This is a genomic window from Exiguobacterium sp. Helios (assembly GCF_014524545.1).
Taxonomy (GTDB): Bacteria; Bacillota; Bacilli; order Exiguobacteriales; family Exiguobacteriaceae; genus Exiguobacterium_A.
Genome location: NZ_CP053557.1, coordinates 1,917,456 through 1,930,401, shown reverse-complemented (window position 1 = coordinate 1,930,401; position 12,946 = coordinate 1,917,456). Strand labels below are relative to the sequence as shown.

Annotated in this window: 11 protein-coding genes; 8 read left to right on the top strand and 3 right to left on the bottom strand. The window is 46.3% G+C overall.

Annotated features, from left to right (window positions below; genetic code table 11):
• Nucleotides 1–58: 58 nt before the first annotated feature.
• Nucleotides 59–1,159, bottom strand: coding sequence for an NAD(P)/FAD-dependent oxidoreductase (locus tag HNY42_RS10175; RefSeq protein ID WP_255508312.1), 1,101 nt, complete (start codon nucleotides 1,157–1,159; stop codon nucleotides 59–61).
• Between the two features lie 270 nt (nucleotides 1,160–1,429).
• Between HNY42_RS10175 and HNY42_RS10170 the strand changes: the two genes are divergently transcribed.
• The 3 genes from HNY42_RS10170 (at nucleotide 1,430) to HNY42_RS10160 (ending at nucleotide 4,015) form a co-directional block, all read left to right on the top strand.
• A complete protein-coding gene (locus HNY42_RS10170; protein WP_131972591.1) occupies nucleotides 1,430–1,978 on the top strand; it encodes a hypothetical protein in 549 nt (182 codons plus the stop codon).
• A 112-nt stretch (nucleotides 1,979–2,090) separates the two neighbouring features.
• Nucleotides 2,091–3,047 carry a magnesium/cobalt transporter CorA gene (gene corA / locus HNY42_RS10165; RefSeq protein ID WP_131503673.1) on the top strand — a complete coding sequence of 319 codons (957 nt, stop codon included), beginning with the start codon at nucleotides 2,091–2,093 and terminating at the stop codon, nucleotides 3,045–3,047.
• A gap of 14 nt (nucleotides 3,048–3,061) precedes the next feature.
• The gene (locus HNY42_RS10160; RefSeq protein WP_131972593.1) at nucleotides 3,062–4,015 is read left to right on the top strand and encodes a LysR family transcriptional regulator; all 954 of its coding nucleotides are present in this window, start codon (nucleotides 3,062–3,064) and stop codon (nucleotides 4,013–4,015) included.
• Between the two features lie 56 nt (nucleotides 4,016–4,071).
• Here HNY42_RS10160 and HNY42_RS10155 read toward each other — a convergent pair whose 3' ends face one another.
• Entirely contained in the window at nucleotides 4,072–7,659 is a 3,588-nt protein-coding gene (locus HNY42_RS10155) for a dynamin family protein (RefSeq protein ID WP_188004446.1), read from the bottom strand.
• A 266-nt stretch (nucleotides 7,660–7,925) separates the two neighbouring features.
• Nucleotides 7,926–9,386: an NAD(P)H-binding protein gene (locus HNY42_RS10150; protein ID WP_188004445.1), complete on the bottom strand. Its 1,461-nt coding sequence runs from the start codon at nucleotides 9,384–9,386 to the stop codon at nucleotides 7,926–7,928.
• A 198-nt stretch (nucleotides 9,387–9,584) separates the two neighbouring features.
• Here HNY42_RS10150 and HNY42_RS10145 point away from each other — a divergent pair, with 198 nt between their 5' ends.
• The 5 genes from HNY42_RS10145 (at nucleotide 9,585) to HNY42_RS16280 (ending at nucleotide 12,835) form a co-directional block, all read left to right on the top strand.
• Nucleotides 9,585–9,974 (top strand): hypothetical protein, encoded by a 390-nt coding sequence (locus HNY42_RS10145; RefSeq protein ID WP_188004444.1) that lies wholly within the window; start codon nucleotides 9,585–9,587, stop codon nucleotides 9,972–9,974.
• Between the two features lie 260 nt (nucleotides 9,975–10,234).
• A complete protein-coding gene (locus HNY42_RS10140; RefSeq protein WP_188004443.1) occupies nucleotides 10,235–11,593 on the top strand; it encodes a phenylacetate--CoA ligase family protein in 1,359 nt (452 codons plus the stop codon).
• 179 nt (nucleotides 11,594–11,772) lie between these two features.
• Nucleotides 11,773–12,081 carry a DUF5694 domain-containing protein gene (locus tag HNY42_RS10135; protein ID WP_188004442.1) on the top strand — a complete coding sequence of 103 codons (309 nt, stop codon included), beginning with the start codon at nucleotides 11,773–11,775 and terminating at the stop codon, nucleotides 12,079–12,081.
• Between the two features lie 4 nt (nucleotides 12,082–12,085).
• The gene (locus tag HNY42_RS10130; protein WP_304999541.1) at nucleotides 12,086–12,517 is read left to right on the top strand and encodes a DUF5694 domain-containing protein; all 432 of its coding nucleotides are present in this window, start codon (nucleotides 12,086–12,088) and stop codon (nucleotides 12,515–12,517) included.
• Between the two features lie 12 nt (nucleotides 12,518–12,529).
• A complete protein-coding gene (locus tag HNY42_RS16280; RefSeq protein ID WP_255508311.1) occupies nucleotides 12,530–12,835 on the top strand; it encodes a hypothetical protein in 306 nt (101 codons plus the stop codon).
• The last annotated feature ends 111 nt before the right edge of the window (nucleotides 12,836–12,946 follow it).

Below are 12,946 nucleotides of genomic sequence, written 5' to 3'. Positions count from 1 at the left end.
CCTTTTTTAGAAAGGGTATACCTTTACTATAGATGGAGATATGTGAATCATCAGCAGGTTATTGCAAAAGATAATCGTTCAAATCAATGTCCAAATCTTTTCCTGATGCCAATTTGGATAACTCCTGACCGAGATACGGACCAATCGTTAAACCGGAAGCCCCGAGACCATTGGCGACAAGGACATTCGGATGAGTCGCCAGTCGACCGATGACAGGTAAGGAATTACTCGTATACGGGCGAAGACCGACCCGCATTTCGTTGATGTTTGCTTCTTCCAGTACCGGTGCGACCGGAATGGCACGTGTCAATAAGGCGTACATTCCTTTAACAGTCGGCTGAAGATTGTAATCGAGCTGTTTTTCATGCGTCGAACCGAGTGCGAGTTTTCCATCTTCGATCGACACGAGATACAAACCGCGTTGTCCCATGATGACAGGCCAATCTTTTGATTGTTCGTTCGAAATATCCAAATGAAGAATCTGTCCTTTTTCGGCACGAATATCAAGACGCGTTTGCAACGGTTCGAGTAATTCATTAATCCAGACACCGGCCGTCAAGATGATTTGATCGGCATAATGGATGTCGGGCCCGATTTGAACCCCTTTGACGTGACCGTCGACGACGACTAGCGAAGCATCGGCTTCAAGAACGGTAGCCTGGTGTTTGATTGCTCCGCTTTCTAAGGCTGCCCGTAAGGCACGTCCGTCGACACGGGCTCCTCCAGAGACGAATAAGGCGTCCTCAATCGACTCAATCAAGGGAAACATTGTTCGGACTTGATCAGCCGTCAACCGTTCAATTTGTTGGATCGCCGGTGCTTCCGGGAAACGATTTTCTGCAATCGTCTGCATCTTTTCAATTTTTGACGTCTCATGTAAGGCGATGGTTCCGACTTTTTGATAGCCCGTCTTCGTTTCACCGAGTGCTTCCAGTTCTGGAATTAGCGTATCGTAATAATGAGCACCGTTATTGGCTAGTCGATACCAGGCTTTGTTGCGTCGTTGTGTCATCCAGGGACAGATGATACCAGCTGCGACATGAGTGGCACGTCCGGCTTCTTTCCGGTCAATCAGCAGGACCGTTGCACCTTGTTTCGCTAAATGATAAGCGGTCGATGTTCCGAGGATGCCGGCACCGACAACGATATGGCTGTACATGTTTTTCATCTCATTTCTAAAGTGATCTGTATCAAGTGTAAAGAAAAAACAGACAAACGACAAATCCGATCGATTCAGCACATTATAAATATGGGGAATGATGGGAAAGTAAAACTATTTATCAAAATGTTTCGTATACTGAATATAAACCGATATTTCACACAAAATATACGATTAGAAACGGTCCAATCAGGAAACATACCCTTATAGGCATTAGATCCCGACATCATCGACTCGAACATGTAGTCACCATTGAAGGAGGGGAAGGCAATGAACATTAGTCGCGCCATCGTACGCAAACGCTACACGGATCACACTTTGTTTTATTCTGCCATCCTAATTTGGAAGTTGCTCTTCTTCCTGCCCTTGCTCATGTATGTCAACAGTGGGTCGGACAACGTTTTTCGTCTTTATTTTGTACCTTATTTGACGGTCATCGTTTTATTTCGTGTCATGACCTATTTTGCCACGTATAAAGCGTCTTTTATGGAGATGACCGAGATGGGATTATCCGTCTTTTTAATCATCGCGGATTTTTATTTAATTGCGTTGTTTGATGTACCGTTACCGTTCGCGATGATCATCATGCTGTTATCGATTTTACACTTTACAGCTGCGTTTAGTCGGTTCCGTTGGTTCCGCCGCCGGTTATGGCTAAATCGTCATTTAGAGATTTTAAATTTTTTGACCGATCACGGAGAGACCCCCGTCAAAATTGCTGTCGTTTCGGAAGATGAAATGCTTGTGACAACAAAAAGTGGTAAAGAATTTACGTATCGTCATGTCTACTGGAATGGCTTTTACTTCGAACGGGGATAAAGCAGGGGGACTGTAGTGCTGAAATAGGGCTGCAGTCTTTTTTTTATGGAAATCGAGCGGATTGTTTGCGATACTGTGTGAATAAACCGTAACGAAAAGAAGGTGAATGTTCATGATACGCTGTCTAATGGTGACGACAGATCATCAGGTTTTAGTGGATGATAGTTTAAATCGTCTTCACGCACCCGGTATCAAATGGTATTTTGTCGATTTTAATCAACCGACGGAGCAGGAAAAACAACAGCTGGTGTCCGCTTTTGATTTTCATCCGTTGGCCCTTGAAGATTGTTTTCAATACTTGCAGCGTCCTAAGTTAGAATATTACGACGGATACAGCTTTTTTGTGTTGCATGCCCTGGATACGGAGTCACTCAAAGGAAAAGAGATTAACCTGTTCGCCAATGAGAATTATGTCGTTTCTTATCACGAGGAGCCGTCGAGTGAAATCGATGTCGTGTTTCAAGCTTTCCAGCGTATACATAATAATCCGGAACAGTGGACCATTGAGATCGTTCATAAAATCATGGATAAAATCGTCGATGGTTACTTTCCGATTGTTCATACGTTAGAAGATAAGATTTTTGCACTGGAAGGACGGTACGAACAGCGCGGGAATGATAAACGGATCATGGAAGATGTATTTGAGATTCGATCCGATTTGTTAGTCGTCGCCCGGACCATCTTACCGATGCGGGACTTGTTGTACCGGGTCGTTGAATCCCGTCGGCTTGCGATTAATGCAAATAAAAAAGCGTTTTTTCAGGATATTTATGATCATCTGCTTAAGCTGAACGAGATGATTGAATACAACCGGGAAATGACGTCTGAATTCCGGGATAATTTTATTTCACTCAACTCCTACCGGATGAATAATATCATGAAGACGTTGACGATTTTTACGACCATCTTCATGCCATTAACGTTCATCGCCGGCATCTACGGGATGAATTTTGAACATATGCCCGAACTGACGACGCGTTTCGGCTATTTCTTCACACTGGGAGGGATGGCAGTCATTGCGATGGGAATGATTCTATATTTCAGAAAAAATCACTGGTTTGATGAGTAAGAGGAGGAAGTCAGATGGACATTCGGCAATTGACATTTTTTACGACAATTGTAGATCATGCGTACAATTTAACACGGGCTTCCAAGCATCTTCGTATTTCACAACCGGCGCTCAGTCAACTGGTGCGGGAATTTGAAGAGGTGGAACAGGTAGAGTTGTTTTTGCGTCACCATGGACGATTAACCGGTCTGACGGACGCCGGACAGCAATTTTATGAGGATGCCCTGAGTGTTTTGCACGGACATCAACAAATGATGGAACATCTTCACGAACGGTCGCGTGTCATCCGAGGGAAAGTCCGGTTGGGGATTCCACCGGTCATTTTGCCTGTCCTTTTTTCGCAACTGATTCCGAAATTGATGGCGGAACATCCCGGGATTGAGTTGGAAATCATCGAAGAAGGCGCATTTGAATTGAAGCGCCGCCTGTTGCTCGAAGAACTGGACCTGGCGATTTTAATTGAACCGGGGGAATCCTATGGCATAAAACGGTATCGATTGATCGAGGATGAGGTCGTCGTCGCGGTGAGACCGAGCCATCCGTTAAGCGAGGCCAAAAGTGTCTCTTACCGTGATCTTTCAGCGGAACCGTTGGTCATCCTCAATGATAGTTTTATGCTGCATCATCAGATTTTATCCCAGTTCCGGCACGTACAAGTCGAACCGCAGATCTTTTTTACTTCCGGTGCGTGGGATTTGTTGATCGGCATGGTGCAGGAACTCGACGTCGTGTCGATTTTGCCGGAGCCGATTCTCCGATTTCATCATGCGGAAGACATCCGGATTTTACCGTTTGACCCCCCGATGCTATGGGACGTGTCGTTAAATCATTTAGCAGGAATCGAGCAGCGTCCGCTCGTGCGGCACGTCCAGGACTATGTCTTACATTATTTTAAATCCTATTGGCCGCATCCGTCCAATCGTGGAGAAAGCGTTAAAAAGAACCCGGATCAGCCACCTCTTTTCTAAGAAGTGGAACTGATTCGGGTTCTTTGTATAGGAATGGGTCCAATCATGGAGGGAAATTAAACGGTTTGATTCAGATGGCTGATGCTCGAATAAGCTTGTTTGAATTGTTCGAGTCGGTCCGTCGTCGCCAAACTGTTTCGTTCCATCTCGATTTGTTTTTGTAACGTTCCGGATAACGCGGTGTACATCTCGTCGAGCAAGTGGGCGATGTGTTGCTGCGCCAGTTCGCGTAACCGCTGCTCTTCCGTTTCAAGATAAGATGCCGCATCCGGTTTCGTCAACTGCATCAAGGCATCTTTTAATTGTTCTTTTTCATTCCGTTCAAAAAAGGCTTTCGGATTACGAAAATACTGTTTGACAGACTGGTACGGTGTCGCATCTTGGAAAGGACCCTCAAAATGGACGGATGTCATCGCCGGTGCTTCGAACGGCGAAAGCTGGAAAGAAGGGTTCAACTTCGTCGCATACCGCTCTTCATCCTGGAAGCGTTGGACGAGAGCTGTTTTAATCCAACCGTCAATCCGAAAATGAGTCACGCGTAATTCTTGTTCGAAATCATATTTCAAAAAGCCGAGTAGCTCGACCAATGCTTCGTGTAAGGCTTGCTGCTTTGTGGCATTCGCGAAGCGGACAGGATGATATGCTTCTTTAAAGAAATCCGGAAAACGGTAATAGATCCGTTGGTTGACATGATGTAACAGTTCATGAATTTCAGCGAATAAGGCATGACGGAGTAAATCGGTCCGCCGGTCTGAAAAGTGTGTGTCGATCGTCTGACTCAAGTCGTCCAGTTCTTCTAGCCGTGTTTCTTTTCGGGCGATGTTGAATTCGGTCTGTTCCATCAATTGGCGTAAACGATGGACGGTTTTCTCCGTTTCTTCCGACAATACTTGAACGGCCAGTCCTTTGAGATCCCGTTCCAGGAACTGATGGAAGGCGGATTCAAAGACTGGCAGACCTGAATCCAGCGTGCGGTCCATCTGCTTCTCGGCTAATGCGTGAAGGCTTGAGACGCCGAACAGACGAGGCGACCGAATACCGAACCGTTGTAATTCAGTCCCGACGTACTGCAGGACTGCTTGTTTTTCAGTGTCGTTTTGTGCCAGGTCAATCGCATTGACGATGAAAAACATTTTGTCCAGTTCAAACGCATCTTTGACACGACCGAGCTGAATCAGAAACTCACGGTCGGCACGGGCGAAGGCGTGATTGAAATACGTCACGAATAAGATAGCGTCCGCATCTTTGATGTAGTCAAAGGCAACGTCGGTATGACGGGCATTAATCGAATCGGCACCCGGTGTATCAACGAGAGTGATCCCAAGGCGGGTCAATGGACTATCGAAGTACAAATCGATGACATCAACAAAGCAACTGAGATGCTCTTGTGCGACATAGTCCGTAAACGTCGTTTGATCAACGGTTTGTATCGTTCCGACGAACGGCGAAACAGACGGATACCCTGTTAAAAAGGCACGTAAAAAAGAGGTATCCCGCAATGTATGGTCCGGTTGAGATTCAATCCAATGTGCTGCTTCCTGCAAGGACGTAATCGTCACGTCAAAAGCCTGAAGCAGGTCATTTAATTCGTCGACGAGTTCCTGTTCCGACTTAAAGCGGATCGTCGCAGTACCGTGCGGATGTACCGTACTGACCGGATTGATCCGGTTGATCGAAGCGGTCGTCGGATTAGGTGAGACAGGCAAGACCGGTTGTCCGAGTAACGCATTACAAAACGACGACTTGCCGGCACTGAACGCACCAAACAAAGCAATCGTGAACGTACTGGAGGAGACACGGTTCAGTTTGTCTTGCAGGTAGGCGACCGTGTCTTCGAATCCGGAAACGGATGCTAAAATCGTTTGGATCTGTTGTATGTCTTCCAACGTATAAGCCCGTGTCTCCTCGACGTCTTGTGAAAGAGTTGCTTCTTCAGCAACGGCGACTTCCTCGATTACTTCCTGCGGCTGGAACGGAACTAACGCTTGCTCGGCTTGGCTCAGTTCCTGTTGCCATTTCAAGACCTGTTGTCGAGCCGTTTCCAGTTGTTGGTTCGTCGGCGAGTCCGCCTGTTCAAGATACATTTGGAGCAATTGCCGGGAGTCGGCTTCGGTTTTCAACAGCTCACATTTTTGGCGTAATGCGGCTTGTTCCGTCAGCAAGTCCTGTTTGACGTTGCCATCTGTCTGTTCCAGTTCTGTTCGAATGCTGTCACGCCAGCGGTTCGTCTCTTTTGTATACCAGTCGACCGTCAAACTGACGACACGATTCGTAAACTGGAGGACTGACTCACCGGTAATCGTGATACCTTCCTGGACGGCATCCTCGATGACGCGGAGTGGCGGGTCGAGTGGATAGGTATCAATCTGCATCGTGTGCTGATCAGATAAGAGGCCGGCTTCCGCTAAAGATTGTTTCATCAACTTCCGCAGATGCAAAGCGATTTCAGATGTCGTAACGGAGCGGTACGCCCGTATGAGTTCGTCCGCGACCTGTTGCTGGGTGATCTGCGTCTTTTTGGCACTTCTGAAAAACCCGACTTTAAAGGATGCTTGTCGTGTTTCCAAAAAGGTTCGCATTTTTTCACGAAGCTCAAACGGCATTAGTGTAGCATTGCGCAATAAGCTTTCCCGGTGCTGTGAAAAACGGCTGACCCACTGTTCCGGTGCCATCAGTTCGAGTTGCAAATCGAGCTGATGCAACTGTTCAAACAAGGCTTCGGAGTGTTGCCGCTCTGACGAAGTGATGAGTTCGTCCGTCGACTGGACCGCTTCTTCGATGCGTGTTTCAAGATACGATACGTGTTCGGCGTGTAAGGACTCCAGTGTCGTAACAGCTGATTGCAATAATTTCGGCTGGACGTCACGAATGCTTTGGTCGACAAGCTGTTTAACGGTCAGGAAATCATTTTCCGGATGATCCGCTTCCCGTAAGCTCGTAAAGAAAATTCCTTTAGGCTCGACGCCATGGGTTGCAAATGACTGAACGACCGAACGCTTAAAGGCGGCAAACGATAGTTCGCCGGACTGGTGTTTATCGATTTGATTGACGATCAAATACAATTCAGGCACGGAAGTCAACAATTCACGGGTGACAGTGAAATTCAATTCGGATTGGACATGGTTGTAGTCCATGACGTAAAAAATCATGTCCGCTAAGTGTAAAGCTGACTCCGTGGAAATCCGGTGGGCGTCATCGACGGAATCAACACCGGGCGTATCCATTAAAACGAGTCCTTCCGGTAAGCTTGAACCGGCATGTGTGATATCGATCCGTTCGACGGTGCCGTCCCGTCCTAATGTCTCAAGATGCGGTAAGTCGGTTGCGGCCAACTGGACGGCAGGACGATCATGAAAATGGACGATGGCCGCATCCTGCTCGTCCCGACGTAATGTGACGATATTGGCACTGGTCGGAATCGGGCTGGTCGGTAAAATGGACTCGCCCGTCAAGGCATTGATCATGCTGGATTTCCCGGCAGAAAAATGACCGGCGAAAGCAATCGTAAATTCGCGTTTTAATAGTTTTTCGGAAAATTTATTTAATTTGTCGAGTCGGAGTTGATCCGACGAGGGTTGAATCAATGTCGTGAGAAGCGCGGTCGCTTCAATGTGATTCGTTAACCGTTCTTCAAATGAGCGCATACGTGTGAAACCCCTTTCTTACAATCCAGTTTCAGTGTATCACGCTTATTTTGGTTCCGTCATCTGTTCATCCGTAAGTTCTACAACCGAGTGTGAAAAGGACCTTCAAGACTTACGAATTCTGCAAAATGGTATATGATGAAAAAAGAGCATATTCAATCCAATTCATCGGTCATGGACAGTAAATTCGTGAGGAATAAAAAAAGATTGAATTCCTGAGAAATAAGGAATTCAATCTGCTCGATGGTGACGTTTTTTTATGAAAATCACCCGGTTGTATCAGGGACAATCATTTCCGATTCGTCCGGAGATTGTTCCGTTGTCTGCATCAGACGTAGAAGGTGGAGTTTAAACAGGTACATGACGAGCAGGTGAATGTTGGCCTGCGTCGATTTGTAAATGATCCACGGTAAGGCCGGTACATACTCATGAATGGCAATCAGGCACTCCTGGGATCCTGGAATCTGTCGAAACTCAATCCGCCCTTTGCTGCCTTCCTGAACTTGTGCAAACAGTCCGCCGGTAATCCGGTACGTCGCTTGCTCGGCATCTTGAAACGGATCTTTTGTTAATTCAAGAAGCGGTGCATCGACGAACGGCACTTGAATCTTTACGACGGTCTCATTCGCAATGCTTGAAGTCAGGAACGGCTTGGCGAAAGAGGAAAGCCACGATACATAGTTATCGGCTGCCCAGTTGGCATCGCGACCTTCCGGCAAGCGGACGCGCTGAACAGATCGCACATCAAGCGCTTCCTCTTTTTGAGAGGAATGACCCGACTGTTTCTTCTGTTTCTTTTGGTCCTTTTCTTCCTGCTCTTCTTTTAACGCCATGCGGACAGATTCTTCAAACGTGATTTTCCCGTCGCTGATGCCATCGACCATCTTATCTGGATCTGCGACCATCTTATGAACCATACTTTCGACAAGAGGATAGACCGTCTCTTTTGGTTCGCCCGAAACTAACGTCACCCAAAGGCGGGACAGTTTGACCGTCATCAAAGGGATGTCAAACGTCGGTTGGTGTTTCCCCATGACTTCTGCGGTTTTTAAAATCATTTCCTTATAGGTCATCGATTCCGGACCACCGACATCAATGGCACGGTCTTTCAGATCCTCCCGTCCGACACTTGCTCCAAGCGCATGAATGACGTCCGGCAATGCGACGGGATGTGTCTGATTCCGTGTCCATTCTGGTAGCAACATGACAGGAAGTCGTTTGACGAGCTTCGATAAAATCGGGAAGGAAGACCCTTTTGGGCCGACAATCAAAGCGGCACGAATTGTCGTTACCGGTGTCCCGTAAGCACCGAGAACACGTTCGACTTCCAAGCGGCTTTTCAAGTGGCGCGACAATTCTTCCGTCTCCTCCGGAATGATCCCACTTAAATAGACGATTTGCTGAATGCCGTTTTCCTTGGCAGCGCGGGCATAATTGTCGGCTAAAATCAAATCCATATCTTCAAAGGACCCTTGTGTCAATTTAGCGGACGGCATCATGGAGTGGACCAAATAAATGGCGATATCCGCCCCTTTTAATCCGTCGATTGTATCCTGGAGTGAAAACAAGTCGCACGAGCGCCATTCGACATGGGATTCGTCGTCCTTATCGTCCCCGTTTCGTGACAAAGCGATGACGTTATATTTTTTCTTGAGTTCGTTTAAGAGATTGTGTCCGATATATCCGGTTGCACCTGCAAGTGCCAGGCGTTTGCGTGTTTGCGTCATATGTTTTCCCCCTCGATTGGCATTACTTGTTGAATTTACCCGAATCAAACCATTCGTAATCCCTTCAGATGTTTTCATGAGATAATAGGCTTGATGTGTGAAAAACAGGGAAAAAGAAAAAGAGATCAAATGAGTGAAGGCGAATTATCGTTTTCCAGGTACATACTACTTACTTTTTAATTTAAGGAGAGGGCGAATATGAATCCAGTCTGTTTCTTAGATGATCAACACAATAAGCGGTATCAGATGATTTTAAAACGCTTGAGTACACGGAATCGGGCGAAAACGCCGTTTCAGGCAATCTTGTTTTTAGCAACGGGGAATCTACAATTGATGCAATTGTTCAGTGATTATTTTTTTCCGGAAACGGGTGATTTTTTTTATCAGGAAATGTTGGCTGAACCGATTGATGACCGGATGATCGATGTGGAACGTCAGCTTTTGGTACAACTGTATAACGGTCGTACGACGTTGACCATAATCGAAATCATCGACCAGTTGAACCCGAAAGAGTTAAAGCTCGTGCTCGGAGCGATTCAGGTGCGGATGTTTGGGACAGACGAAGAGCTGGGGGAACGAAAAATATGATGGCGGTTCAAGGAGGCTGAAATAGCCTCTTTTTTTGTTTTTTTTCACCGAAAACAGTAAAAGAAAAAGAATAAAGGAAGAATCGTTAAAAGATGTTTGTGATATCAGTTTATTATCATAAAACGGTATCCGAATAAAAGCTAAGCTTGTTTATTAAGATTTGATTGAACAGGTGAAACACTGGAAATAAGATGTAAGTAACAGGAAATGGCTGACGTTACAACTGAAATTTCTGACTGGGATATGAGAGGAGTGAGCGTATGCAACTCAAGCAATCGATTTACTTTCATTCACCGATTTTTTTTCAAAATATCTTAACGACGGTTTACGGTCGCATGCTCTACCAGGAACGATATGGTCCGGTTTATCAGAAACGGTTACAAGAATTGAAGGAAAAAGAACGTTTTCGGACGAATGCGCAAGTGGAACAACTGGCACGACTGAATCAATTTCTGCTATTTTGCCAGACGTACAGTTCCTATTATCAAGAGCTGTTCGAGCAACATCAAATCAGATTACCGCTCCAGGCATTGGATGAGTTAAAGCAAATTCCGATATTGAGCAAGGAAATCCTCCGGACGCGTAATGCAGACGTCCATGCTAAAATCCGGGCGCCGATCCTCGGGAAAACAGGCGGGACGACAGGGAAGTCGATTCAAGTCCATTACACAAAAGAAGATATGCAGATCCGGATGGCGCATCTCGACTACTTTAAGTGGACACACGGGATTGAACGCGGCATGCGACGCGCCAGCTTCACGGCTCAGACGTTAGCGGCAGAATCACAAAAAGCACCGGTGTATTGGCGGATGAATAAAACGATCAATCAGATGTTGTTTACGATAAAAAATATTAATCCACAAACGGCAGCCTCGTACATCGAACAATTGAACCGGTTTAACCCGGAATCAATCGATGGTTTACCTTCAGGCATGATCGAAGTGGCCCGTCATGCCAAAAAATACAATATTCCGTGTACGTTCCGCCCGAAGGCGATTTTCCCGACGGCGGAAATGATGACTCCGGCGGAACGCCAATTGATTGAGGAAGTGTTTCATGCGCCGATTTTTGATCAGTATGCCTCATCCGAGGGAGCACCTATCGTTGCAGAATGTCGCTATGGTAAAAAACATCTGCACTATGAAATGGGCATCATTGAGGTTGAAGAAGATGGTCAGATTCTCGTGACGAGCTTTGATACACACGGCACTCCGCTCGTCCGGTACCGTGTTGGAGATCGTATGACGCTGAGTGAAACAACGTGCCAGTGCGGGCACGACGGACCGGTCATCGCGTCAATTGACGGACGGGGACGAAGTTTCATTCAACTGAAAGACGGTCATCGGATTTTCGAGGGAGAACTGGCCGGTATCGTTCGCGCTTTCCCGAACTGTATCGAACGGGTCCAATATATTCAATCCGACAAGGAAGAAATCGTCATGCTGTACGTACCGGATGAACGTTGTTTTAAAGAAGAACACGAAAAGGAACTGTACTTCGTCTTGAAGCGGTTGTTTGGCGGACAAATGGAAGTGTTGTTACGGGCAGTTCCGGAAATTCCGAAAGAAATCAGCGGGAAAACGTTGTTAATCAAACAATTGTTACCGGAGACCAGTTGAAAATTCAAAACGTAAAAAACGCTGGCAGATTAACCTTTCTTTTCAAAAAAGGTAATGATGTAATCGTAACGCGGATCCAGATGAGGATCCGTGTTTTTGTCGGATATTTTTTATGGGGTATGGTTTTTTTTGACAATTGTTGTAATATGTGAGAAGAGAATTAAGAAAGGGGGATTGAGATGAGGTCACGCGCCAATGTCTTACTGCTTGGATGTATACATTTTGATCGTCCGGATAACGGTGATTTGCTTCATCTACAAGGTAATTCAGTCCTGACACCGGACCGGCAAACACAAGTTAAGGATGTTTTGAGTGTCCTGTCTAACTTTCGTCCGACAAAAATCATGCTGGAAACGCAATTGGAGAACCAACAGGATTTGACGCATGAATACGCGGCGTATCGTGCTGGCAACTTGACGCTGACCGCGGATGAACGGCACCAGCTGGGTTTTCGTCTCGCATCCCAAGTTGGTCTCAATTTAATTTAAGCAATTGATTGGAATCAATGATTGGAATCAATTGATTGACGGGATACCATCGCTTGGACAGCTTAGAGAGGAAAAGCCTGAACGATTTGACGAAATCATTTCCAAGGAGACAAAACGAATGCAACAGATGGAACAGGAATTTGCCGAACTGCCGTTGCTTTCTTTTCTACAAACAATTAACACAGATGGACGGGTGCAGGAGATGCATCAGACTTATTTAAAACTTGCTTGTCTTGGTGAACCTGGAATGGAGTGGGTATCGCGATATTGGTATTATCGCAACCTGATGATTTTTAAAAATATCCTTGCATGCCTTACAGGACAAGATGAGCAGGTTGTCATCATCTATGGTCTTGCACACGTCCACTTGCTAAAACAGTTGCTAACGGAGAGTGGCGAGGTTAATCTTTTGACGCTTGACGATATCATGATATAGGGAGAGATACATATGTTATTTCATTATCATCTATGGACACCTTTCGTTGAAGAAACGGAACGGTTTTATCAGCAGCTCGGTTTTCAGGTGACACAACGGATTGGTAGATACGAAGGAGCGTTCACCTCGTTTGATCCTCCGCTCGACTGGGATGATTTCCGCGAGCAACCGATTCTGTTTCGGATCATTGAGATGAAACGCGGAGCGATCAACATGACGTTCGGTTACGGAAAAAAGGTGATGTTTGATCATATCGGATTTCTCGTGACAGAAGCCGACCGGCTGCAGATCCTCGGCCGGGCGGAGCGGTCGGATTAACGGTCCAGGCAAACGAACGCCGGACGTTCATTCAGACACCGTTTGGTTTCCGGATCGAACTGCAGACCCATCCTGATGCCATCCAGTCAGAAACGGGTGACCAACTGCTGC